At 63.6% G+C, this 23,095-nt stretch carries 21 protein-coding genes; 8 read left to right on the top strand and 13 right to left on the bottom strand.

What is annotated here, in order from left to right; all coding sequences use genetic code 11:
• Window positions 1-60: 60 nt before the first annotated feature.
• The 3 genes from efeB to OKW26_RS13380 all read right to left on the bottom strand — a co-directional run bounded on the left by efeB (window position 61) and on the right by OKW26_RS13380 (window position 4,219).
• Window positions 61-1,386, bottom strand: a complete 1,326-nt coding sequence (gene efeB, locus OKW26_RS13390; RefSeq protein WP_429353907.1) for an iron uptake transporter deferrochelatase/peroxidase subunit — start codon at window positions 1,384-1,386, stop codon at window positions 61-63.
• A gap of 33 nt (window positions 1,387-1,419) precedes the next feature.
• Window positions 1,420-2,514, bottom strand: a complete 1,095-nt coding sequence (locus OKW26_RS13385; RefSeq protein WP_221307775.1) for a hypothetical protein — start codon at window positions 2,512-2,514, stop codon at window positions 1,420-1,422.
• A gap of 181 nt (window positions 2,515-2,695) precedes the next feature.
• A complete protein-coding gene (locus OKW26_RS13380) occupies window positions 2,696-4,219 on the bottom strand; it encodes a carbohydrate porin (protein ID WP_429353906.1) in 1,524 nt (507 codons plus the stop codon).
• A gap of 329 nt (window positions 4,220-4,548) precedes the next feature.
• On the opposite strand from OKW26_RS13380, the gene OKW26_RS13375 reads away from it, so the two are divergent.
• The 4 genes from OKW26_RS13375 (at window position 4,549) to hutC (OKW26_RS13360) (ending at window position 7,756) form a co-directional block, all read left to right on the top strand.
• A complete protein-coding gene (locus OKW26_RS13375; RefSeq protein ID WP_429353905.1) occupies window positions 4,549-5,226 on the top strand; it encodes a hypothetical protein in 678 nt (225 codons plus the stop codon).
• 91 nt (window positions 5,227-5,317) lie between these two features.
• Entirely contained in the window at window positions 5,318-6,154 is an 837-nt protein-coding gene (locus OKW26_RS13370) for an arylamine N-acetyltransferase family protein (protein WP_429353904.1), read from the top strand.
• 23 nt (window positions 6,155-6,177) lie between these two features.
• Window positions 6,178-6,858 carry a methyltransferase family protein gene (locus OKW26_RS13365; RefSeq protein WP_429354237.1) on the top strand — a complete coding sequence of 227 codons (681 nt, stop codon included), beginning with the start codon at window positions 6,178-6,180 and terminating at the stop codon, window positions 6,856-6,858.
• 112 nt (window positions 6,859-6,970) lie between these two features.
• A complete protein-coding gene (gene hutC, locus OKW26_RS13360; RefSeq protein WP_429334034.1) occupies window positions 6,971-7,756 on the top strand; it encodes a histidine utilization repressor in 786 nt (261 codons plus the stop codon).
• A gap of 15 nt (window positions 7,757-7,771) precedes the next feature.
• Here the strand turns inward: hutC (OKW26_RS13360) and hutC (OKW26_RS13355) are convergent, their stop codons facing one another.
• From hutC (OKW26_RS13355) to OKW26_RS13335, 5 genes are all read right to left on the bottom strand, one after another.
• Entirely contained in the window at window positions 7,772-8,584 is an 813-nt protein-coding gene (hutC, locus tag OKW26_RS13355) for a histidine utilization repressor (RefSeq protein ID WP_429353903.1), read from the bottom strand.
• Window positions 8,581-9,468, bottom strand: a complete 888-nt coding sequence (locus OKW26_RS13350; RefSeq protein ID WP_429353902.1) for an amino acid ABC transporter ATP-binding protein — start codon at window positions 9,466-9,468, stop codon at window positions 8,581-8,583. The genes hutC (OKW26_RS13355) and OKW26_RS13350 overlap by 4 nt, the downstream gene beginning before the upstream one ends.
• Before the next feature lie 13 nt (window positions 9,469-9,481).
• The gene (locus OKW26_RS13345) at window positions 9,482-10,144 is read right to left on the bottom strand and encodes an amino acid ABC transporter permease (protein WP_429348440.1); all 663 of its coding nucleotides are present in this window, start codon (window positions 10,142-10,144) and stop codon (window positions 9,482-9,484) included.
• Between the two features lie 28 nt (window positions 10,145-10,172).
• On the bottom strand, window positions 10,173-10,823 hold the full coding sequence (locus OKW26_RS13340) for an amino acid ABC transporter permease (RefSeq protein ID WP_187610196.1): 651 nt from the start codon (window positions 10,821-10,823) through the stop codon (window positions 10,173-10,175).
• A gap of 88 nt (window positions 10,824-10,911) precedes the next feature.
• A complete protein-coding gene (locus tag OKW26_RS13335) occupies window positions 10,912-11,739 on the bottom strand; it encodes a transporter substrate-binding domain-containing protein (RefSeq protein WP_026225860.1) in 828 nt (275 codons plus the stop codon).
• A 238-nt stretch (window positions 11,740-11,977) separates the two neighbouring features.
• Here OKW26_RS13335 and OKW26_RS13330 point away from each other — a divergent pair, with 238 nt between their 5' ends.
• Together OKW26_RS13330 and OKW26_RS13325 are read left to right on the top strand one after the other, a co-directional pair.
• Window positions 11,978-12,952 carry an isopenicillin N synthase family dioxygenase gene (locus OKW26_RS13330; protein ID WP_429353901.1) on the top strand — a complete coding sequence of 325 codons (975 nt, stop codon included), beginning with the start codon at window positions 11,978-11,980 and terminating at the stop codon, window positions 12,950-12,952.
• An 11-nt stretch (window positions 12,953-12,963) separates the two neighbouring features.
• Complete coding sequence (locus tag OKW26_RS13325; protein WP_429353900.1) at window positions 12,964-14,412, top strand: FAD-binding oxidoreductase; 1,449 nt, start codon at window positions 12,964-12,966, stop codon at window positions 14,410-14,412.
• 18 nt (window positions 14,413-14,430) lie between these two features.
• Here OKW26_RS13325 and OKW26_RS13320 read toward each other — a convergent pair whose 3' ends face one another.
• The 4 genes from OKW26_RS13320 to OKW26_RS13305 form a co-directional block, all read right to left on the bottom strand.
• Window positions 14,431-14,697 (bottom strand): hypothetical protein, encoded by a 267-nt coding sequence (locus tag OKW26_RS13320; RefSeq protein WP_187610200.1) that lies wholly within the window; start codon window positions 14,695-14,697, stop codon window positions 14,431-14,433.
• A gap of 219 nt (window positions 14,698-14,916) precedes the next feature.
• Window positions 14,917-18,333: an alpha/beta fold hydrolase gene (locus OKW26_RS13315; RefSeq protein ID WP_429353899.1), complete on the bottom strand. Its 3,417-nt coding sequence runs from the start codon at window positions 18,331-18,333 to the stop codon at window positions 14,917-14,919.
• A 251-nt stretch (window positions 18,334-18,584) separates the two neighbouring features.
• On the bottom strand, window positions 18,585-19,376 hold the full coding sequence (locus OKW26_RS13310; RefSeq protein ID WP_429353898.1) for a hypothetical protein: 792 nt from the start codon (window positions 19,374-19,376) through the stop codon (window positions 18,585-18,587).
• Between the two features lie 605 nt (window positions 19,377-19,981).
• Window positions 19,982-20,245 (bottom strand): hypothetical protein, encoded by a 264-nt coding sequence (locus OKW26_RS13305; RefSeq protein ID WP_429354257.1) that lies wholly within the window; start codon window positions 20,243-20,245, stop codon window positions 19,982-19,984.
• On the opposite strand from OKW26_RS13305, the gene OKW26_RS13300 reads away from it, so the two are divergent.
• Together OKW26_RS13300 and OKW26_RS13295 are read left to right on the top strand one after the other, a co-directional pair.
• Entirely contained in the window at window positions 20,147-20,953 is an 807-nt protein-coding gene (locus OKW26_RS13300; protein WP_429353897.1) for a DUF2515 family protein, read from the top strand. The genes OKW26_RS13305 and OKW26_RS13300 overlap by 99 nt on opposite strands.
• Before the next feature lie 2 nt (window positions 20,954-20,955).
• Window positions 20,956-21,573, top strand: coding sequence for a flagellar biosynthesis sigma factor (locus OKW26_RS13295; RefSeq protein WP_429353896.1), 618 nt, complete (start codon window positions 20,956-20,958; stop codon window positions 21,571-21,573).
• Here the strand turns inward: OKW26_RS13295 and OKW26_RS13290 are convergent.
• Window positions 21,514-22,719: an integrase arm-type DNA-binding domain-containing protein gene (locus tag OKW26_RS13290; RefSeq protein ID WP_429354236.1), complete on the bottom strand. Its 1,206-nt coding sequence runs from the start codon at window positions 22,717-22,719 to the stop codon at window positions 21,514-21,516. The genes OKW26_RS13295 and OKW26_RS13290 overlap by 60 nt on opposite strands.
• Window positions 22,720-23,095 lie beyond the last annotated feature (376 nt).

Below are 23,095 nucleotides of genomic sequence, written 5' to 3'. Positions count from 1 at the left end.
CCGTTTTGATTGTGTTGAGTGAGCCAGGCGCTGCACGCCCGGCGTGCTTCATTTGCTGCATCACGTCTCGAACAGCCCCGCGCCGACATACGAACCCGGCTTCGCGCCCGGCGGCACGACGAAAATCGCGCTGCCGACGTGAGTCGTGAACTGGTTCATCATGTCGAACTTCGCGAGCCGGTCGTTGATCGGGATGAAGCCGGTGCGCGGGTCGCTCTGGTGCGCGATGAAAATCAGCCCCGCGTCGTACTCGGTTTCCTGGCGCCACGGCGGCCAGCGCTCGATATAGAAGTTCGTGCCTTCGTTGTACGAATACGAGCGGCGCAGAATCTGCGCGCCGTTGTTGCTCGCCTGATTCGACAGACGCACGTGCGAGTTCTCGGGGATCAGCGGGTTACCGTCCTTGTCCTCGGCCTTCAGATCCACCGCGTCGAATTCATGCTTGCTGCCGATCGGCGCGCCGCTGTATTTGTGGCGGCCGAACACCTGTTCCTGGAAACCGAGCTCGGTGTTGTCCCAGTGTTCGAGCGTGATGCGGATGCGGCGCACGACCGTGTAGGTGCCGCCTTCCATCCACGGCGCGTCTTCGGTGGCGCGAGCCCACACGAACTGGTTCATCAGCTGAGGCTTCGCGGTCGCCGGATTGTTGGTGCCGTCCTTGAAGCCCATCAGGTTGCGCGGCGTCTGAGCGCGCGGACCGGACAGGAAACCGGCCTGGCCCCAGCGCATCGCGGCGACGCCGTAGGCACGGCGCGTCAGTTGGCGTACCGCGTGAAACGCAACCTGCGCGTCGTTCGCGCACGCCTGGATGAACAGGTCGCCGCCGGTCTTCTCCTTGATCAGCTGATCGCCGTTGAAGCGCGGCAAATCGACGAGCGCGGCGGGGCGGCGCGACGCGAGCCCGTAGCGGTCCTTGCCGTCCTTCGTGAAGAGACCGGGGCCGAAGCCGAACGTGATCGTCAGACCGTTCGGGCCGAGGCCCAGCACGTCGCCGGAATCGGGGGCGGCCTGGTCGCCGCCGTCGTCGCCGGCGGGCAGCGCGAAGGCCGTGCCGCCTTGCGTCAGGCGCGCGGCTGCTTCGGTCCACGTGCGCAACAGGGCGATTACGTCGTCGCGCTTGTCGGTGGTCAGATCGAGCGCGGCGACGTAGATGTGGCTCTGCTGCGGCGTGACGATGCCGCCTTGATGCGGACCGTAGAACGGCTCGGCCGCGAACTGCGGATCGGCGTTCTGGGCACTATGCGCGGGCGCCTTCGCTAGCGCGGGCGGCGAGGTCGCGAGGCCTGCGCCGAGACTCGCGCCGAGACTCGCGCCGGCGGCGACCGCCGCGCCCCCCGCCTTCAGGAAGCCGCGTCGTGACGGCCGTGGGGGGTGATCGTTTGTCATGGTCAGTTCACCTTCCTGAAACCTGGGTGCCGCCTACTTCGCGAGCACCAGTGTGTTCACGTCGTCTTCGACGTAGTAGAAGCCGTCGCCTTCCGGCGTCATCGCGATACCGAACAGGTCGCCGTTGCCGGGGGGCGATTGCGCCTTGTCGGTATCGATCCAGCGTGCGTACAGCTGCTTGCCGGTCGCCGGATCGATCTCGACGACCTGGCCGTTCAACGCGTTGGTCACCAGCAGGTGGCCATTGGGCGCGGTGACCATCGCGAGCGGACGATGCAGCAGGCCGTCGGCGGTCAACTGGCGGCCGACGCCCGCGCTGCTGTCGCGCGTGAGCGGATCGTCGATCTCGGTGATGCGGTTGCCGATCGCGTCGGACACGTACAGCAGTTTCTGATCGGCCGACAGCGCGAGGCCGGTCGGCCCGACGAGGAACACGCCCTTGTCGGCCTGCGCGCCGAAGCCGCTGCCGATCACGGTTTCCTGCTTCACGACGGGCGGCTTGCCTGCCGGCACGTCGAGGTCGAGGCGCAGCACGGTGGCCTGCTTGAACACGGGCGGATTGCCTTGCGCGTCGCCGACGCCGAAGCCCGCGTTGCTGACGAACAGCGTTGCGCTCGTGCCGTTGTCGACGACCGCCATGTTGCCCCACGGATCGTTGATGTTCGGCGTCGAGATCGTCGACGCGATCTTGCCTTGCGGGTCGATCACGATCAGGCAGCCAGCGCCCTTGGTGCCGGTCGTGCCGTCGTTGCTCGGCGTGCTGCCGACGATCACCCAGCCCGACTTCAGCATCGTCATCGCGGTCGACAGGCCGATGCCGCCCGGGCATTCCTTCAGATCGCGCGGCACGGTCGCGAACACCGTCATCTGTCTGGTGTCCGGGTGATAGTTGATGATCGTGCTGCCGGTGCCCTGCAGGTTCGTCGAGTTGTTGAAGTTGCCGACCAGCACGTCGCCTTTCTTCACGGTGCCCGCGCTGACCGGCGCGACCACGAGCGCGTACGGATTCTGGTCGCCGTTATCCGGCACGGTGTTGATCAGCGTCGTGTGATGCTTGATCGTTTCAAGGAAGCCTTGCGGCTCGGCCTGCGCGCTGGCGGCCATCGTGAGAGCGGCGGCGCCGGCCATCGCGGCGAGCAGGGCTCGCGCGGCGCGCGCCGCAGGCTTGCGCGTGAGTTGATTCACGATTGGGCCTCCGTACGGGTGCACAAAGCGGGAGTGGCGGCGACGATAGAAAGCATGGGAAGTGCTGGTCCGGTTGCGTGGGGTGGCGTGTGCTTGTGAGGATGAAAGCGCGCGGCGGGCGGCGTCAGAAGTTGATATTGGTCCGCATGCCGACGACGAAGGTGTTGCGCAGCGGCTGCGTCGGGTCGTTCGGGTTCTGGCCCGCACCGGCGTTGAACGTGTATTGCGCGTCGGCCTGCAACTGCCACCACGGATTGACCTGGTACTGGTATGTCGCCTCGAGCGTGGTTTCGCTGGTGCGCACGCCGTAGGGGCTGCCGTTGAATGCCAGGAAGTCCTTGTCGAGTCCGTTCACGTGACTGCCGACCTTGATGTAGGTCAGCGCGAGACCGGCGCTGTCGTTGTCACGGCCCTTGAACGGCGCCTTCAGCACGACGCCGAGGTTGGCCGCGACTTGCACGAGGTTGCGGTCGCCCGGCGCGCCCATCACGCGTGCGAACACGCCGAGACTGCGTGGTTCGTCGGAGTCGGGGCGCCACACCATCTGATCGGCGACCGCATAGAAGCTGTAGTTGCCGCTGTGATTCACCGGAATGCCGGTCGACGCCGGATTCGCGAGCGACAGCCCCATGTTGTCGTAGCGCTGATCGGCGAACTTGTTGGTGTTGTACCAGACGCCGAGCTTGTAGGTGCCCGGCAGACCGCCGCCGACCGAGCCGACCATTTCGCCTTCGGCCGGCTGGTTGATCGAGTACTGCAACTCGCCGATCCACAACGCGCCGTTATGCAGGTTGAAGTTCGTGCCGCTCATGTTGTCCGGGTCGTTGCCGAGCGGGTCGCCCGAATACACGCCGGCAAGCGCGGTCAACGAAGGGGTGATCTGGCCGCGCACGCGCACGCCGAGACCCGCGAGCGGATAGGCGGGACCGCCCGACGGCATGTCGTACGAGGGCAGCGCGGGCCAGCCGAACATCGTGTTGAGGAACAGGGCCGCATACGTGCTCGTGATGAATTCCTGGTCGAGACTCTGCTGACCGATCTTCACGTCCACGCGTTTGTTCAGGAACGACTGCTGATACCAGAGCTCCCACAGACGCGTCGCGTCGTCGGCCTCGATGCCGCTCGCGGTATTCAACGTGCCGAGCTTGTTCGCGCTCAGGTTCGCGCCGTGAATTTGCAGTGCGCTGGCGTTGAAGAGGCCGCCCGGCAGGCCGAACGCCTTTTGCGTATCCATCTGCAAGGTCGCGGTGGTCAGGCCGTCGTAGTCGACGCCGCGCGCGAGACCGCCGCGCAGATTGGCCAGCACTTCGCTGGTTTCGGTCAGCGTGAAGGTCATGCCGTACTTGCCGAGCCACGGACGCAGGCCGCCCATGTCGCCGAGCAATTGCTGGCGGTTCCAGAGGCCCGTCCACTGGTCGGTTTGCGTCGCCTGAATGTTCAGGTCAGCCTCGGGCGCTTCCGGGTTCGCATCGGGATTGGCTTCGGCCAGCGCCGCGTGGCCGGTCAACGAGGCACACGCGAAGGCCGTGCACAGTGCGACGCGCCGCATCGAAGGCAAACGCGTACGATGAGTTGCGCCGGGACCTGCGCAAGCGTCGCAAACCGCACGCGCATTCGCACGCGATCCATTGAGTTGGGCGAACTTCATCGAAATCCTTATGAGTGTTGTTTCGATCGATGTGATCAATCTGCGACTGCCTGGCGCGACATTGCGTGTTGTCCCAGGCTGCCAAAGCGGCTGATGGCGTGATCGTACGCAGGCGTATTGCGGCAGTCAACACAAATGAGAACGATTCGCAACAATATTACTGGCATGTAATTCCCGGATTTACGGACTGCGTCTAAACTTTATGAGGACGTAAACAGATATTCATTGGCGCGTAATGAAAACGTATTGATGTAGTCAGGCCGAACGTGCGAAACGGCGAGGTGTCGAAGCGCACGAGTCACCCCGAAAGTCAAAGTAAGGAGGTAGAGATGGGCAAGCGCATTCTGCTGGTTTCGTTGCTGGTGAGTGGTGGTCTGTTGCTGGGCGGCGCAGCGCACGCGCAGTTGAATCTGAAGCAGTTCGGCATCGGCGGGGGCGGCGATAGCGCGGCGGGTGCCGGGGCGTCGTCGGGCGGCGTGTCGCAGTTGCTGCAGAGTTACGTGGGCGCGAACCAGCAGGTGCTGAGCGGACAGTCGAGCCTCGCGTCGGCGATGGGCATGACGAGTGCCGCCGGCCAGGCGCAGCAGGCGGCGGGGCTGCTCAGCGGCGGCACGCCGTCGGTCAGTCAGTTGACGCAGGTCGGCAGCACCCAGCAGTCGCTGTCGCAGAAGCTGACCGATGCGTTCGCGAATCATGCAAGTGGCGGCGCGTCTGCGACGCCGGTCAGCAAGGAAGCGTTCACGCAGGGTCTGTCGTCGCTCGGCAAGGGTGTGAGCCAGTATTCGAGCTTGCAGTCGGGGCTCGGCAGCCTCGGTCAGATGAGTCCGTCGTCGCTGCTGCAATCGGGCCTCAATCCGCAGACCGCGCAAAGCGCTTCGTATATCGCGCAATCGGCGCCGGGGCAGTTGCAGTCGCTGATGTCGACGCTGGGCTCGGCCGTGCAGTTCGCATCGAGCCACGGCATCACGGTGCCGTCGATCGCGACGTCGGCGTTGAAGGGGTTGTAGGCGCGTTTTCGCTTCGTCCCGCGCGCGGTCGAGTCAGCGCCGAAAGCCGCTATGACCGCGTCGAACCCGCAATCCAACCGGAATTCCGCCGATGTCCCACACCATCAATCTGGAAAACTACTTCGCCCGGATCGGCTATCAGGGCCCGCGCGCCGCCACGCTCGAGGTGCTGCGGGCGATTCACCGGCTCCATCCGGCCGCGATCCCGTTCGAGAACCTGAACCCGTTGACGCGCCGGCCCGTCAGGCTCGAGCTCGAAGCCGTGGAACGCAAGCTCGTGACCGAAAAGCGCGGTGGCTACTGCTTCGAGCAGAACATTCTGTTCGCGAACGTGCTGATGCAACTCGGCTTCAGGGTCACGCCGCTGCTTGCGCGCGTCGTGTGGGGCCGCGAGCCCGGCACGATTGCGCCGCGCACGCATATGGTGCTGCGCGTCGATATCGACGGCGACGCATGGATCGCCGACGTCGGCTTCGGCGCCGTGACGCTGACCGCGCCGCTGCGGCTGACCGCCGGCCTCGCGCAGCCGATTCCGCTCGGCACGTTCCGTCTCGCCGACGCGGGGCGCGACACCGTCTATCTCGAGGTGCTGGCGCCGGACGAGAGCTGGACCCGCGTTTATCACGTCGATCTGCGCGCAGTCGAGTGGATCGACTACGAAACCTCGAACTGGTACACCTCGACGTCACCGGATTCGAAGTTCGTTCATAACCTGCTGGCGTGCCGCGTGTTGCCCGAACTGCGACTGGCGCTATTCAACGATCAGTTCGACGAGCGCGACGCACGAGGGCAGATCGTCAACGAACGGCGCCTCGCGAGCGCCGCCGAACTCGCCGACTGTCTGCGTGAGCGTTTCGGCTTGAATCTGGAGGACATCGATATCGCCGACGTGTTCGAGCGCGTGCGCACGCGCGATGAGGCCGCATGAGCCGACCGCTCGAGGGAGCCGCGATGGTCGCACGTCTGATCCTGCAATCGCTGGCGTGGCTGGTTTTCATGGGCGTGCTGCTGTTCGGCGCGGCCGGCACGCTCGCGTGGCCGGCAGCATGGTGGTATCTGTTCGAGCTGGCGGTATTGAGCCTGTGGCTCGGCTTGTGGCTCGCGCGTCATGATCCCGCGCTGCTCGCGGAGCGGCTCGCGCCGTTCGTGCAGGCGCAGCAGAGCCGCTGGGATCGTGTGTTCATGGCCGCGATCGGGGCCGCGTGGTGCGGCTGGCTGATCCTGATGGGTTTCGACGCGATGCGGTTTCGCTGGTCCGCGCCGCTGCCGTCGTGGCTCATGGGCCTCGGCGCGTTGTGCGTGTTCCTGTGCATCTTCACGTGCCGGTTCGTGTTTCGCGCGAACAGCTATGCCGCACCGGTGGTCAAGATTCAGTCGAGCCGCGGGCACAAGGTCGCCGACACCGGGCCCTACGCATACGTCCGTCATCCGATGTACGCGGCCGCGCTGGTGTTCTTCGTCGGCACGCCGCTGATGCTCGGCTCGTGGTGGGGGCTCGTGGCGCTGCCCGTGATGGGGTACGGGATGGGCTGGCGCGCGGTGCGCGAGGAGCGGCTGCTCGCCGGGCAGCTCGACGGCTACACCCAATACATGGCTCGTGTGCGTTACCGTTTCGTGCCGTATATCTGGTAGCGCGTTCCAGCCGTCTCCCCACCGTCGAACCGGGTAAGATTGGGCCCGGCCGTCGGAGAACCGGCCACGGTGTACCTCATGTACCACCGGCGAACCACCGATGAGGTTTGGAGTGAAAACAACGACACAGGCGCGTATAGCGCCCGCCGCACAGGCCGGGCAGAAACAGCATTCCGCCGAACGCGATCGCGATCGCGATACGCCGGTCAAGGCGATGCCCGCCTACGAGCAGATCAAACGCTACGTGCTTCAGCGCATCAGCGAAGGCGCATGGAAGCCGGGCGGGCTGATCCCTTCCGAAACGGAACTGGTCAAGGAGTTCGGCGTCGCGCGCATGACGGTGTCGCGCGCGCTGCGCGAGCTGACCGCCGAGCGCGTGCTCACGCGCGTGCAAGGCTCGGGCACCTTCGTCGCGCCGCAGCGGTATGAATCGACGGTGCTGGAGATCCGCAATATCGCCGATGAAATCGCCGCGCGCGGTCATCGTCATTCGGCGCGCGTGCTGACGCTCGAACCGAGCGACGACGCCGACGCGCTCGAAGCGCTCGGTCTCGCGAACGGTCCCGCGTTTCATTCGTGCATCGTGCACAGCGAGGAGGGCGAGCCGATCCAGTACGAGGACCGCTTCGTCAATCCGAAGGTGTTCCCTGAATATCTGCAGCAGGACTTCTCGGTCGAAACGCCGAATCACTACATGGTGCGGCTCGCGCCCGTGCAGCGCGCCGAGTTTCGCATCTACGCGCAAAAGCCCGACGCCCATGTGCGGCGTCATCTGATGATGGATATCGGCGAGCCGTGTCTGCTGCTGTGGCGGCGCACGTGGGTCGGCGAGAACGTCGCGACGTCGGTGCGGCTATGGCATCCGGCGTCGCGTTTTCATCTGGCGGGGACCGTCTAGGGCCTGAAGCGCGCGTTATCCCTGGCGCTGCGAGGTATTCGGCGAAAAGCGGCAGCCGAGCCGATAGCGCGAACCCGGATGCACGAAACGCGCGAACGTCACGGCGACGCCGCCCGTCCATGTGCGGCGCGTCAGCGTCAGGCACGGTTCTTCGGCGTGAATTTCGAGCAGCTCTGCTTCGGCAGGCGTCGGCAGCGCCGCGTCGACCACGTGTTCGAGATCGTGCATCGGCACGACCGTCAGCAGATACTCGGACGGCTTCAGCGCCGAGAAATCGTGCTGCAGAAAATCCGGCGCGACGGCCGGATTCACATAGCGATCTTCGAGCTGCACCGGCAGACCGTTCTCGCGATGCACGCAGATCACATGAAACACCGAAGCGCCCGGCGCCAGCCCCAAGGCGTTCGACACCGTGACCGACGCGGTCTCGCGCTGCAACAGCACCATATCGCAGCGATAAGCGTGGCCGCGCGAGCGGATCTCGTCGCCGATATGGGCGATCATCAATAGCGTGGACTGCGGCTTGTTCGGCGCGACGAAAGTACCGACGCCCGATAGGCGCGTGACGAGCCCCGCGTCGGCGAGTTCGCGCAGCGCGCGGTTGACCGTCATGCGCGAGACGCCGAGCGTCGCGACGAGGTCGAGCTCCGAAGGCAGACGGTCGCCCGCCTGGCGTTCGCCCGAGCCGATGATCTGGCGAACGTGCTGTTTGACCTGCTCGTAGCGCGCGGCCGGCGCTTCGTCGCTGCCGCGCACGATTTTGGCCGCGGCGCTGGCCGCGCTGGCGGACGATTTGCCATGAGGCTTGTTGCGAACGGTGGCGCTCATAGGGGCGGGGTGTCGTCGGGGCCGCGCGTCCAGAACGCATTGCGGTCGAAGTAGTTTTGCAGAAACTGCCGCAGACGCGGCTGCGCGGCATCGTGAAACACGTCGCGCGGTTTGCCCTGCACGGCGATGCGGCCTTGATCGATGAACACGACCTTGTCGGCGACCTGCGCGGCAAAACCCATTTCGTGCGTGACCACGGCCATCGTCATGCCGTCGCGCGCGAGCTGCTTCATCACCTGCAGCACCTCGCCGACCAGCTCCGGATCGAGCGCCGAGGTCGGTTCGTCGAACAGCATGATGTGCGGCTCCATCGCGAGTGCGCGCGCAATCGCGACGCGTTGCTGTTGACCGCCCGACAGTTTCGCCGGATACGCGTCGCCCTTGTGCGAGAGGCCGACCGTCTCCAGCATCGCGCTCGCGCGGCGGCGCGCTTCGTCGTGCGACAGGCGCCGCACGCGCAGCAGCGCTTCCATCACGTTGCCGAGCGCGGTCATGTGCGGCCACAGGTTGAACTGCTGGAACACCATGCCGACGTTGCGGCGCACGCGGTTGATCTCGCCCTGCGAGGCGCGCACGCGTTTGCCGTTGCGCTCGGTATAGCCGAGCAGTTCGCCTTCGATGCGCACGTCGCCGTGATCGTAGGTTTCGAGCGCGGCGAGGCAGCGCAGCAGCGTGCTCTTGCCCGAGCCCGACGGCCCGATGATGCAGACCACTTCCGAGCGCGCGATCTCGAGATCGACGCCGCGCAGCACCTCGACATCGCCGAAGCGTTTGCGCAGATCGCGCACCTCGATCAGCGGCGCGGCATTCGATGCGTTCGCCGTTGCGCAGGCGGACGGCGCGGAAGATCGCGCGGGGGAGGACATGTCGGCGATGGCGTTCATAGGTGTTCCGGAATCATGCCATGAAGCGTGCGAGGCGGGCTTCGGCCCACATGCCCGCGCGCGAGGTCAGCTCGACTAGAGCGAGATAGCACACGCACAGCACCAGCAGGGTTTCGACGAAAGCGAAGGTGGCCGAGCCGATGCCGGTCAGCACGAACGTCAGTTCGGGCACCGTGACGATCGACAGCACTGCCGTTTCCTTGCTCAACACGATGATCAGATTGGTCAGCGCGGGCACGATCAGCACCAGCATCTGCGGCGCCTGGATGCGCAGGATCGCCTGCCAGCGCGTGAGTCCGAGACACGCCGCCGCTTCGAGATGGCCTTTGGGCACCGACTGGAAGCCGGAGCGGAACGCCTCGGCGAAATACGCGCTGCCGTAGAGACCGAGGCCGACGATGCCGGCCGTCATCGGTTCGAGCGTGAGACCGATGGACGGGCCAGCGTAGTACAGCAGAAACAGCTGCACGAGAAACGGCGTGCCGCGCAGCAACTCGATGTAGACACGCAACATGGCGCGCAGCCAGCGTCCGCAGAACAGTTGCAGCACCGCGATCAGGAAGCCGATCGCGAGACCGATTGCGACGCCCGCTGCCCAGCTGGCGAGCGTCGTGGCGAGGCCGGCGGCGATCGGCTGCAGGTTGTGCGTGATGACGGTCGGGTCGAACGTTTGCATGGCGAGGTTCGCTTAAACGTGAGTCGATTCAGGCGTGCTGCAAACGGTGTTCGGCCGCATGCGCGACGAGCGCGAGCGAACCGCAGATCACGAAGTAGATGAGCCCGGCCGCGACATACGCTTCGAGCGGCCGGTAAGTGCTCGCGGCGATGTTCTGCGCGGTGCGCGTCAACTCGGCGACGCCGACCACCGAGATCAGCGAAGAAGCCTTGATCAGCAGCACCATTTCGTTGACGAGCGACGGCAGCGTCAAACGGAATGCTTGCGGCACCAGAATGCGCCGCAGCGTATCGAGCGGGGAAAGCCCGAGCATGCGCGCGGCTTCGAGATGTCCGGGCGGAATGCTCAGAAAACCGCCGCGCAGAATCTCCGCGATATACGAGGCCGAGCACAGCGACACCGTGCTGATCGCGGCGACGATCGGCGACACGTTGATGCCGGCGAACGGCAACAGGTAGTACACGAGCAGCAACTGCACGAGCATCGGCACGCCGCGAAAGAAGAACACGTAGGCGCCGCCCGCGAGGCGCGCGGCGCGATGCCGCGACAGCCGCGCGGTGCACACGCCGATGCCGACGAAGAATCCGATCACGAGCCCCGTCAGCGAAATGCCGACGGTGGCGAGCGCCGCATGCAGCAGCAGCGGCAGGCCCTGAACGAAGACGGTCGTGTTGAACATGGGTCGCGGCCGATGGAAGGGGAAGGGCGACGCGCGCCGCGCTACGGCGAAACGATTGCACGATGCGGGACGCCCACGTTGAAGACGCTCAGTAGTTCGGCGTGGGCATCGTGGACGGCATCTCCATCGCGACACCGAACCACTTTTTCTGCAACGCGGCGAGGCGGCCATCCTTCTGCATCTTCACGAGCGCTGCGTTGAACGCGTCGGCGAGCGGTTTGCTGTCGGCGTCCTTACGCAATGCATACGCGAAGTACACCTTCGCGCCGAACGGCGGCTGCACGACCGCGAACATCTCGGGGCGCTGCTTCGCGACATACGCGATGTTGGTCATCGAGTTCGCTGCCGCGGCGATGCGGCCCGCCGCGAGGTCCGCATAAGCCTGATTGTTGTCGACGTACTCGCGGATTTCAGGCTGCTTCGGCAGCGTGGCCGCGTAGCTCTTCAGCTGGTCCAGCTGCGCGGTGCCTTTGCCCGCGCCGACCGTCTTGCCCGCGATATCCGACGATTGCTTGATCGACGCATCGTTCGCGCGCTTGAGCAGCGCGTCGGTCGCATCGGCGACGGGCAGCGTGTACGTGTAGCGTTCCATGCGCGCCTTCGTGACCGTCAGCGGGCCACCGACCATATCGAACTTGCCCGCTTCGAGACCGGGCAGCACACTCGGCCACGGCAGATCGATGAAGCGCACCTTGACGCCGATTTCCTTGCCGATCTCCGCGAACAGCTCCTTGTTGAAGCCGGCTTGCTGACCGTTCTCGAGAAAGTCGAATGGCGCGAACTGCATTTCGGTGCCGACCACCAGTTCGCCGGCTTTCTTCACTTTGGCGAGCTGGTCTTCGGCGTGCGCGGCGACGCTTGCCGCGCACAGCGCCAGCATGACCAGACGACATTTCCAGCCTGCAAGAATACGCATGGGGTTCTCCGGGGGCGAATTGGTGTTGGGTCGCCGGCGTGTCGAAGTCTTCGTTAGGACCCGCCGCGCCGGCGGCGCGATGCGGGCCTCGCTCGGCAGTATATACCGCGTTTCCGGCGAAAAATAAATGCTCGCTTGAGTAGAGAAAAGCCCTGATCTCGATGCGTGTGAAGCAACTTGCGGCGCTGCTTTTGGCGGTATATACCACTGCAATACCGATCCTCGAAGGAGCTGCGCGATGCCCGTGACCCGCATTCCGATCATCGATGTCGCCGGCGTGCGCGCGGGCGATCAGCAAGCGCTCCGACGCGTCGCGAAGGAAATTCATGAAGCCTGTACGACGATCGGTTTTTTCTACATCGTCAATCACGGCGTGCCGCAAGCGAAGATCGATGCCGCCGCGCAGGCCGCGCGCACTTTCTTCGCGTTTCCGGTCGACACGAAACGACGCGCGGCGGTCAATCATCGGCATCGCGGCTTCAATGCGCTTGGCGACGCGACGATGTATCAGGCGAAGCGGCCCGATTACAAGGAGTTCTTCAGCATCGGCCTCGAACTGCCGGAAGACGATCCCGACGTGCTGGCGGGCCAGGCACTACGCGGGCCGAACAATTGGCCGGACTTCATGCCCGGGTTGCGGCCGGTGCTGTATGACTATTACGAGGCGGTCGGCGCGTGCGGGGCCGATCTGCTGCGCGCGGTCGCGGTGAGTCTCGGCATCGAAGAAAATTTCTTCGCGCCGCGCTACACGAAGCGCATGCAGCGCACGCAAATGGTCTACTACCCGCCGCAGCCGCCGCAGTCGGGCGAAGATCAGTTCGGCGTCGCGCCGCACACCGACTACGGCTGCATCACATTGCTGTGGCAGGATCAGGTCGGCGGCCTGCAGGTGCGCGAAATCGCCAACGATACGTGGGTCGAGGCGCCGCCCGTCGAAGGCAGCTTCGTCGTGAACGTCGGCGATCTGCTCGCGCGCTGGACCAACGACCGCTTCCGCTCGACGCTGCATCGCGTGATCAATGCATCGGGGCGCGAGCGCTATTCGATCGCGACGTTCTACGATCCGACCTACGGCGCGCTCGTCGATCCGCGCGAGCTCGGCGCGAGCGACGCGCAAAGCAAATATCAGCCGGTCGCCGCGGGCGACTATATCCTCGGCCGCATCAACGATTCGATGGGCTATCGCAAGAAACTCGCCGCTACCGCACAGTAAGGACCTCCTGCATGACAGAACCGAGCATCACCGACGACAAGACGACCCAGACCGCAACTCCGACCGCAACCGCAACCGCACCGCTCGCGACGACACTCGAGGCCTTGCGCGCCGCGCTCGGCGTCGACGCGGTGCGCGTCGGCGAGCAGATCGGCGAACGCGCGCTGACCGACTGGACGCGCCACGAGCCGACGCGTCCGGCGGCGCTGCTGATGCCGCGCACGACCGACGAAGTATCGCGTGCGCTCGCGATCTGCCACGCCGCGCATCAGCCGGTGGTACCGCAAGGCGGTATGACCGGACTCGCGGGCGGCGCGATCGCGCGCGCCGACGATATCGCGTTGTCGCTGGAACGCCTGAGCGGCGTCGAAGAACTCGACACCGCGTCGGCCACGCTGACCGTACGTGCCGGCACCACGTTACAGGCCGCGCAGGAAGCCGCCGAAGCAGCGGGCTTCGAACTCGCGCTCGACCTCGGCGCGCGCGGCTCATGCCAGATCGGCGGCAATCTCGCGACCAACGCGGGCGGCAATCGCGTGATCCAGTCCGGCACCGCGCGCGACCAGGTGCTCGGGCTCGAAGTGGTACTCGCCAATGGCGACGTGCTCAGTTCGCTCGGCAAGATGGTCAAGAACAACACCGGCTATGACCTGAAGCACTGGTTCATCGGTTCGGAGGGCACGCTCGGCGTGATCACGCGCGCGGTGCTGCGGCTGCATCCGCGACGTGCGGCGCGCCATACGGCGCTCGTCGCGCTCGACGATTACGATGCCGCGGTGAGCCTGTTGCGCCGTCTCGCGACGCGCTTCGGCAACGACATCGGCGCGTTCGAGATCATGTGGCCGGACTTCTACGATTTCGGCGTGAAGCTGACCGGCGCGCGCTCGCCGTTCGACGCCGCGCATCCGCTCTATGCGCTGATCGAACACGCGGGCTTCGATGCCGACGACGCTGGGGAACGTTTCGCCCAGGCGCTGACCGATGCGCTGCAAGCGGGCGCGCTGCGCGACGCGGTGATCGCGCAATCGGTCGCCGATGCGCGCGCGCTATGGGCGATCCGCGAGTGCACCGCGGAGTTTCCGCTCAAGCTCGATCCGATCAACTTCGACGTGAGTCTGCCGATCGGCGAGATCGGCACGTTCGTCGACCGTTGCCGCGCGGCGCTCGATCAGCGCTGGCCCGGCAACCGATCGTATTTTTTCGGGCATATCGGCGATTCGAATCTGCATCTGACCGTGGATGGTCATTCGATTCCGGGCGTCGAACATCACGCGGTCTATGCGTTCGTCTACGAGATGCTGAGGCCGTTGCGCGGGTCGGTGTCGGCGGAACATGGCATCGGTTCGCTGAAGCGCGAGTTCCTGCCGATTTCGCGCTCACCGGCCGAGCTTGCGGCGATGGTCGCGATCAAGCGTGCGCTCGATCCGAACGGCATTTTGAATCCGGGCAAGCTGTTCTGAGTTTCGATGAGAAGCAAATCAACGACCTCTCCCTCGCGTGCAAGTCCGCCATATTTTCACGATCAGCACATAAAGAACGATCGCCACAATCAGATCTATGGCCGTCATTGCGCCGATGTAAAGCAGTTCATAATCGGCCACTTCGAGCTTATCGGAGATTTCGATCAATATATGCTGCTGCTCCAGCGTCATGGGTGATGGGTACGTGTGGACATACCGCACCGATAACAAAAACAAAGCCAAAAAAAGAAACAGCTTGCAAAGTCTACGGGCAAGTGTCGCCAATTGTCGTTACCTCGATCCATCCGTAAGCGTGTAGCCCTGAACTTTGCGCCTCGCCTTTACAAGAGGGTCGATACTAACGTATTAATCGCGCCTCGTGATTTTGAGATAATGGTCGAACAAATCCACGCAATATTGCGACACGCCGGCTTCCATCAAAATCTCTTGTTTTATGCCTGGCTTTATTGTCCGAATGCGTGGCGCATCGGCAATGCAGCCGTGTCAATGCGCATTCAGATAGCCGACGATCAACGGATAAACATCGACCGCCGCGTTCTTGCCGAAGATGCAGTCGATATGCCCATACCCCGGGATCAGATGCCGCTCGTACGGTTGCTCGGGGAAGCGCCCGCGCAGCAGGTCGTAAGTGCGCGCGGTGCTGACCGGCAGATAGGTTTCGTTCTTCTCGCCGTGAATGAAGCCGATCGGCAAACGCATGCCCTCGAGTCCTTTCATGCCGTCCGCGCCGGTCAGATACACGTCGTCGCCGCGCACATCGACGACCTGGCCCGCGCGCACCATCGTGGCCAGATGCTGGAACACGGCCATGTCGTGAATGCCGAACAGTTCCTGCAGGTTCGCATGCAGCGCCTCGTTCAGCTTGTCGTGCTCGTAGAGCAGGCCATACAGGAACGTCGCGCGATGACAGATCGGATTGCCGCAGCCCTCGCCGTGATCGAGCGGATAGAGACGCAGCGCTTCGTCGAACAGGTTCGCGGGCCACGAATCTTCCTGCGTATAGGCGGTGAGGTCGCGTATGCGCAGATGCTGCATCAGGTCGGGAATATGCAAGCCGGCCTTGATCCGTTGCAACGTGCCCGGCACCGGATGCGCGGACACCTGCGAAATCACCGCCGAGCGCACGCCGTCGAGTCCATGGAGAAGCGACATGCTGAGCGCGAGGCCGCCCAGGCAGTGGCCGAGTACCTGAATGTTCGGCGCGCCGGTCACTTCGCGAATCTTCGCGACGGCGGTGGGAATGTCCTCGCGCGCGACTTTGTCGACGTTGGTCGGCACGAGCACGCTCGGCAGTTCGATGCTGACGCGCAGATCGACGAGCCACACGTCGTAGCCCGACGCGTACAGATATTCGACGAGGTTGGTCGGTATCAGATCGGTCGAGAAGATGCGGCTCGATACGCCCGAGCCGTGGATCAGCAGGATCGGCTTCGCGGCTTTGCCCGCGGCCGGATCGCAGTAGCGCGTGAGCTTGAGCCGCGTGCGGTCGGGTGTGTCGAAGTACGTGACCTGCGGCGCCGGCGCGCGCAGCGTGCGTTTCGCGCGCGGCGGTATGTATGGATCGTAGAACTGCAGCGGCGCGGCCACGCCGCCGTATTCGGTGAACAGCACGCCCGCGAAGAACTTGCCGAACTTAAGCGTCCATTCGAGGCGCGTCTTCAGGTCGGGCGCGTGTGTGACTTCGAGCGTGCGCTGCTGCTTCAGGAAGTTTTCGGGCGTGATGATCAGCGTCGCGGTGCCGACGACGGGCGCATCGTCCTGCGCCGCGGCGCGAATCTCCGCATACAGCGTGTTGGTCTGCTCCCACAGGTTGATCGGCGACGTGCGCGTGATGATCTTCTTGCCGGTCAGATACCAGGTGTTGCCTTCGACCGCGTCGAGCGTCATCCGGTAGTTCATGTTGCGTTCGTCGACGTCGGATTCGTCGACGACGAAGAGGTTGAAGGTGCCGTCGCTGATCGTCAGCGGTTGGGCGGACAGGGCGGGGCAGGTCAGTGTGCCGGCGGTGCGCGCGAGGTGATTCGGGTTGCTCAGCATGTCGGCGAGATCGTCGGACTCGACCGTCAGCGTGAATTCGATCGCGCTCTTCGCGGCTTCGCCCGCCACGCTGGGCGTGTAGGTGCCGACCATCGTCTCGGTGAAGCGCAGGCCGATCTTCTGTGCGGGCGGCGCGGCGGCGGTGCCCTTCGACATGTAGTCGATCGACCAGTCGCGCGCTTTGGCCAGCAGCGCGCAATTGCGCTCTGCGAGCGCGGAGATGGTCAGGAGCGGATTGACGCCGAGCGACATCGGCATCACCGCGCCGTCCATCACGTAGAGGCCGTCGTGCACCGCGACGCCAGCCGTGCCGCTGAACACGCGGCCCAGATGATCGACCACGCCATGCGCGGCGTCCTCGCCCATGCCGCAGCCGCCGAGCGGATGCACGGTGACGGTGTGCCGGCCGGCGATCTTCGTCGAAATCGGGTTGCGCAGATATTTGCCGCCGAGCGGTTTGGTCGCCTCGATCAGCACGTTCTCGATGCTCTGGAAGATCGGCTGGCGTCCCGCGTTTTTCCATTCGATGCGCGCACGGCCTTTGTCGCCGACCGTGATGCGGCCGCTTTCGTCGTCGTGCGCCATCACGAGGTAGCTTTGCGTGTGATTCAGCGCACCGTGGTACGGGCCGCGGATCAGGCTTTCGAGCGCACGCGCGTCATAACTCATGCGCTCGAGCAGCGACGCGGCCCCAGCCGCATCCACGCCTTCCAGCGGCGCGAGCGCGCCGAGCATGCCGACGAGCGCCTCGCCGACCGCACCGGCCAGCGAGCCTTCCTCGATCACATAGCCGTCCTTGACGTTTTTCTCGTCGGCGCGATTGTCGATCAGGCCGGTGATGGTCGGCCCGACCGGCGGAATCTGCCCCGGCTTGTGCTCGCCCCAGCCGACGCCGTTGATCGTGTCCCTGGTGTTGTACGCGAAGGCGAGCACGTCGCCGTTGCCGGTGAAATGCTGGCCGAGCATCTCCGACGTGCTCAAGCCCGCGTCGCGCGAGCGCAGCAGCAGCGCGGTCGAGCCGATCGTGCCCGCCGCGACGATGACGATATCGGCCAGCACGAACAGATCGGGCGCGTCGTAGCTTTCGCGGCCGAGCTTCACGAGCTGGAAGTTGACCTTCCATTGCTGCGTGTCGGGATCGCGCAGCACCGAATGCACGGCCGTGCCGGTGAAAATCTGCGCGCCGTGGGCGACCGCGTCCGGCAGATAGTTCATGTGGGTCGAATTCTTCGCGTCGTAGTTGCAACCGGAGTTGCAATCGCCGCAACCGACGCAGCGCTGCTGCTCGACGCCCGCCGCGTTCGGGCCGTCCTTGAACGTGACCGTGATCGGCGGACGGCTGAAGCGGTCGGCCATGCCGAGCGCCTGCGCCGATTTTTCGAGCGCCTGCAGCTTCGGCAGCGGCGGGAAGTCGTCGGGCACCGGCGACGGTGACAGCATTTTCCAGGCGAGCGCATAGCCGTCGTCGCGTCCGGCTTGGTCGGCGCGCAGCGCGGCCGGCCAGCGCGGGTCGTCCCACAGGCGCGGATCGGCCTCGAGCGCGACGTTCGCATTGATCAGCGACGTCCCGCCGAGCCCACAGCCCACCACCGCGTTGACGTCTTCGTTCACGTGCACTTCGATCAGCGCGAGCGGCGAACCGATCTGCGCCGCGGCCGTGTTGTACTGGATCTGCTCGGCGCCCTGCACGGGCGTGCGCGGATACTCGCCGGCCATGAATTCGCGGCCGCGCTCGAGCACGCACACGCGACGGCCCGCGCGCGCCATGCGGCTCGCGGCGATCGCGCCGCCGTAGCCCGAGCCGATCACGACCACCTCGTAATGCCGTTGCAGCGCCGTCGGCGCGCTCGATAAGCGGTTCATCAGGACCACCTCGTCTGTAATCGGATGCGGGAACGGAAGCTCGACTTCGGAACAAAGACGGCGTGCTGCGGGAGCTTTTTTATCGTAGGCGGAATATCGGCGCAAAAAAAGCGCGCCGTGGAGGGCGCGCCGAAGTCGTAGCGTGCGAGGTTCAGGGCGGCACGCCCGGCCGGCCGTTGCCGGGTGTACCCGGCCGTACGGGCATGCGCACTTATCGCGCTTCTTATGTGGCCTGTTGGTTATCCGAACTATTACGCGGCCACTTCATTGAATTCGCTATCGCTCGATTCCGCCGCGAGCAGATTCAGCGCAACCAGAATCGCCGCGCGATTGTCGACGTCGATCTCGATGCCGAGCGCGTCGGTGAGCCAGCGGCCGAGCTTGGTGTTGGAAAATTCCTCGGCGCCGGCCGTCTTTTTCATGGTGACGCCGAGTTTGACGGCGCGATAGTGATAAGAGGGCACCCGATGCCGAGCCGCGACCGCCGAAAGCCCGCCTTTGCCTTCGGAGCACCAGCCGAGGCTGCCGGCCAGCACGATCCGCTCGGGTTCGTCGAGCCCTTCGATGAACTCGCGCGCCGCGCGCCGCACGCGCTGTTCGTCGAGGCCGTATTGCAGCAGCACGCTTTCCACCGGGTCTTCGAGCGCGTGCGCGTGCAGATCGATTTCCTGCGCGACGCCCTCGGTCTCCATCGACACATTGCGCTGATGGCACGCGCTGCGCAGGCAGTCGATCAGATAGCGGCGGAAATACGCGCATACCGCGTAGCTGTTGGACGGTGCGCTGTCGGCGCGCGCGTTAGTTTCGGTGTGGCCAGGCGCGAGGCGCAACACCTTCGCGTAGATGAACTGAGCGACCAGTTCTTCCTTGTCCTCGCCGAGCGCCTGCAATTCGAGCGGGTGGTAGGTCCGCAACGCGCGCTTGACCAGGTCGACCATCGACACTATTTCGTCCGCTGAGAGCCGGGTGCGCCTGCGCCACAGATCGGGGAGGATCGCGTCGTCGAGTTGGCGGGCGAACTCGTAGCTCGGGACTGCGCCCATGGAAAACCTCCGTCGGTTGGCAGGGAGCGCGGCGAGCCGCGGCGCGTGGGCCGCGAGTCGAGGGAAGGTGGCTGAAATGCCGCGCTGAAACGTGAATGCAGTATGGTTCGCGGCAAGGCCGTCGCCTATATGGATTAAGTGTTAGCCGATGGGTAAACTGCCGGGTAAACCAGCCTGATTTTTAAGCGCGCGCAGAAAACCCTTGGACATCAGGCGCTTACGGCGATAGCTAGTCAGGCGAAGAACCTGAATTTCTCAGTAAATAGCGCTGGAACTGCTGCGCGCCATCGAGCCGCATCTCGACGCGGTTGTGTGTTACGCGAGCACGATGAACGAATACGAGCCAAACCGGATCGTGTACAGAATCCGGGGATTGCTTGCCATGCAACCGGAAACCTGTTCTCACGGCGAGGATTGGGATGACTGCCCTGACTGCCGTCACTGACAACTTAATTGTGATTTTTCGTTAAGTCGAACCGGTCTTGTAGACAAGTAACTTGTTGTAGGGTATTCGCATGAATGTTCGTTGTACGACTCAAATAACAAAAGGAAAGGCTGGCGAGCATGGCTAGACAGGGATGTGAAAACCCGAGATGTCCGATCTGTTACCCCAACTGGAAGGAGGAAGAGGCCGCCGCAAAAAAGCGAGCGGAAGATGACAAGCAGGCTGTATCGACTGCTGGCGCTTCTATCAGAAGCAGGCCGAAGCTATCGTCGCCGTAGACGATCCGATTGCACGCAACCGCCGTATCAACGCCGCCTATGCACAGTTGTGGCTTGATGATCATCGCTTCCAGTGGGCCGGGCTTGCTGCGTTCGCGTCGAAGCAGGTAGGTTGCGGGTTGTTGAACGCTGCCGAGTTGATTCACAAGTCCAATCAGCAGCGCAACGCCTATCAACAATGGGAACGGCAAAGCTCGCCTCTGGAAAGGCTGTCGCCATATGGATCGCCGCGCATGCCTGTGCCGGATCAGGCAACCGGCGAAGGCGCGACCAAGGTGTATCAGATGCTCGCCAAGGGCAATACGGCCTTGTTCCTCGACATCTGGCCGCTGCACATGTTCTATAAACGATTTGGGCTCCAGCGGTTCAAGCGGTGTCTCAAGGAGCGCGCGGCGCTGCGTGGCTCGGTCGTATGGCCGATTGCGGATAAAGTGCCTTTCGGCGAGCCGCAACTTGAAACCGTTCAGGGCTTTGAGGCAATTGATGCCGGTAACATCACGAAAGGTGTTGAACGGCTGGCATGGCATGAACAGGTCAATATCTTGCAGCCGGCTATGTACAACGATCCGATGTTTGCGATGCTGATGCGGGCTAATCAGTTCGCATGGGCGTTAAACATTCCGACTAGCTCGGCACGCGAGATTCAGTTGACGCTTGCGAACCAGTGCACTGTAACGGGAGCGAACGCCCAAATTGAAATTTTCAGTCAGCAGCCGCTCGCCAACCTTGCCGATCCTGGTCAGCGGATGGCGTTCGTAATGCGCGCAGCCCAGCGGTTTGACGACCTATTGCGCAACCCGACAGAGAAGCACATGGTCGAGAATTCCATCTTTCTAGTTGCGCATCCGAGATAGCTATGTCGCGTAAAAAAATCAGACGGCTCGTGTATCTGGGGTGCTTGGTGATTGGCTGCACTATCGTAGGGGGTATCTACGCGGTGACTAGACCTGCTGATGAAGTTCTACTGACGATCGGGGAGCCTTACGAACAGGTGCGCCAGCAATCGCGCTCGACCCTGCCGGCCGCCGAGCCGGGCGCGAATTGGGGCGGCGTAATCAACCGTCCGGCTAGGCTGCGTTTTACCGATCCTCAGTACGGGTTCTCGACCCCTGTTGCAAAGTTCATGGCTGTGAGCTACGACGAGCACGGTAAGGTCGATTCCGTTCGGATGTCACCACAGGTCACGATCTTGCCGCTCGACGAGACGATGGCGATTGTCTTGGACTTGCAGGAGCAGTTTCGTCGAGGCGGCTGGCGGCAGATTCTGGTTGAAGACTCCCCGCCCCTTGAGGACACGCCGACTGTGCGAGCTAAGATACGCGGATGCGCGGCCCCTACTGGCTATTGGCAGGCGGGCGACAAATATCAGCTTGGCCTGAACGTCCGTTGTTTCCGGACAGATTCTCATCCGGACTTAGAGCGTTACCTGATTACCTTGGATGTCGCTTCGCCTTGGCTGGAAGCCAATCGGTAACCAGAAATCACAGGGTGTGATCGAGTAGCAGCGCTTCGACGTCGAAGCTATCAACAGAGCGTTGACAGTAGTGTGCCGAGGTAGTGCCCCAGGCGTTGCCAGGCATCGCACATTTCGTTGGCGTAGCCGTACTGCTGGTAGACGCGCACCAGTTTCGGATTGACCTCCTGTCGATCCCGCTGTGGCGCGACGTGGTTTAGACACCGCTCGATCACGACAGGGGAGATGCCGAGCGATTGCATGAAAGTTGCGCCGGTGCGTCGCAGATCGTGAGGTGTCCAGCCACCCCGGAGAGTACGAGCGAATCCCACAGTGGAGATGGTTTGCGATCCATGTTCCGCTTGCGCGTCGATAGATCCATATTGCAGCCTCAGTGTCCTCGCCCAGCGGAGTGTGCCGCACGCGACCCCACGTTTCCCGGTCGGGAGTCTCCCGGGTTGCCGCGATCTTCAAATTGAGGTCACGCACTTCGTTTTCGGAAAGGGTTCGGGTCCGCAAGGAGACGTACCCCTTGCCGAAGAGGCGGTCCAGATCGATCAGTTCGGTAGGCAGCACATCGATGAGGTCACGCCACGGCTTGCGGCGCTTGCCCCATTTGAACATGTGGTGCAGCTCGCCAAAGTGAGCGAGTGCGGTCGGCTTACGACCCGATGAGATGATCGCTTGCAGCACTTCAAGGAGGATCGAATCACTTACATCGTGTACACGTTTCTCCCCGAGTGACGGCAGGATGTTTTTCTCGAACGTGAGCTTGAGCCGCTTCTTGCATTTCCGGTTGACCCCGTGTTCCAGCCATGCGTCGCAGAGCTGGCGGAAGGTGGACCTCGTAATCTGTTCCTGTTCGACGCGGGCCGTATGCTCTGCAAGCAGCCGTTTTTCCAATGCCCGCTCGAGCGTGATCTGCTGGCGTACTGCTTGTTTTTGGCCGTTGGGATCAGCGCCAAGTGAGACACGAAGCTTGATGGCTTGATGTTTTTCGCGAATGGCGTTCAATGTGTCACGGGGCCAGGCACCCAGCGCCACTTCCTTCTGTTGCCCGTCGAACCGATAGCGATAGCGGAAGTGCACACTAATCGCGCCGGTTGCGGACACGTGAACCTTTCCTGCGACTCCATTGCCATCCCGGAGGACGCGTCCTTGGTCTATCGGCGTGAGTACGGCCAGTAGATTTTTCGGTCAATTCCCCCACAGCATTCCCCCACAGCGAACCGTTATGTCGGGGCAGTGTATAGAAGGCAGGAGTAAAACGGTAAACATGTTATTTGTTTTTAATCAACAGCTTAGTGTCTTTAAAATTGGTGCGACGCGACATAAAAACTCGCGATGGTAAACTCCCGGGTAAACCTTCCGGTGGATTGCTGACGATTCGTCTGAAGAGCGCGCATTCGCCGTAGAATAGACCGCGCGGGCGGCGCATTCGGTCGCCCGATTCGACCCGCGGTTGCCACGAAGTGCCGGAGCGCCGCCGCTTCGTCAGTGTTTCGTCTCAACGAAGTTGCCATGCCCGCGCGATAAAGCTGCG

This window comes from Paraburkholderia sp. 32, from assembly GCF_050435345.1.
Taxonomy (GTDB): Bacteria; Pseudomonadota; Gammaproteobacteria; order Burkholderiales; family Burkholderiaceae; genus Paraburkholderia; species Paraburkholderia tuberum.
This window is presented reverse-complemented; position numbering and strand designations above follow the sequence as displayed.

What these genes read in the sequence shown, in the direction of transcription:
- efeB (WP_429353907.1), bottom strand. Translation starts at nt 1,386, where the DNA reads ATGACAAACGATCACCCCCCACGGCCGTCACGACGCGGCTTCCTGAAG.
- OKW26_RS13385 (WP_221307775.1), bottom strand. Translation starts at nt 2,514, where the DNA reads ATGGCCGGCGCCGCCGCTCTCACGATGGCCGCCAGCGCGCAGGCCGAG.
- OKW26_RS13380 (WP_429353906.1), bottom strand. Translation starts at nt 4,219, where the DNA reads ATGAAGTTCGCCCAACTCAATGGATCGCGTGCGAATGCGCGTGCGGTT.
- OKW26_RS13375 (WP_429353905.1), top strand. Translation starts at nt 4,549, where the DNA reads ATGGGCAAGCGCATTCTGCTGGTTTCGTTGCTGGTGAGTGGTGGTCTG.
- OKW26_RS13370 (WP_429353904.1), top strand. Translation starts at nt 5,318, where the DNA reads ATGTCCCACACCATCAATCTGGAAAACTACTTCGCCCGGATCGGCTAT.
- OKW26_RS13365 (WP_429354237.1), top strand. Translation starts at nt 6,178, where the DNA reads ATGGTCGCACGTCTGATCCTGCAATCGCTGGCGTGGCTGGTTTTCATG.
- hutC (WP_429353903.1), bottom strand. Translation starts at nt 8,584, where the DNA reads ATGAGCGCCACCGTTCGCAACAAGCCTCATGGCAAATCGTCCGCCAGC.
- OKW26_RS13350 (WP_429353902.1), bottom strand. Translation starts at nt 9,468, where the DNA reads ATGAACGCCATCGCCGACATGTCCTCCCCCGCGCGATCTTCCGCGCCG.
- OKW26_RS13345 (WP_429348440.1), bottom strand. Translation starts at nt 10,144, where the DNA reads ATGCAAACGTTCGACCCGACCGTCATCACGCACAACCTGCAGCCGATC.
- OKW26_RS13340 (WP_187610196.1), bottom strand. Translation starts at nt 10,823, where the DNA reads ATGTTCAACACGACCGTCTTCGTTCAGGGCCTGCCGCTGCTGCTGCAT.
- OKW26_RS13335 (WP_026225860.1), bottom strand. Translation starts at nt 11,739, where the DNA reads ATGCGTATTCTTGCAGGCTGGAAATGTCGTCTGGTCATGCTGGCGCTG.
- OKW26_RS13330 (WP_429353901.1), top strand. Translation starts at nt 11,978, where the DNA reads ATGCCCGTGACCCGCATTCCGATCATCGATGTCGCCGGCGTGCGCGCG.
- OKW26_RS13325 (WP_429353900.1), top strand. Translation starts at nt 12,964, where the DNA reads ATGACAGAACCGAGCATCACCGACGACAAGACGACCCAGACCGCAACT.
- OKW26_RS13315 (WP_429353899.1), bottom strand. Translation starts at nt 18,333, where the DNA reads ATGAACCGCTTATCGAGCGCGCCGACGGCGCTGCAACGGCATTACGAG.
- OKW26_RS13310 (WP_429353898.1), bottom strand. Translation starts at nt 19,376, where the DNA reads ATGGGCGCAGTCCCGAGCTACGAGTTCGCCCGCCAACTCGACGACGCG.
- OKW26_RS13295 (WP_429353896.1), top strand. Translation starts at nt 20,956, where the DNA reads ATGTCGCGTAAAAAAATCAGACGGCTCGTGTATCTGGGGTGCTTGGTG.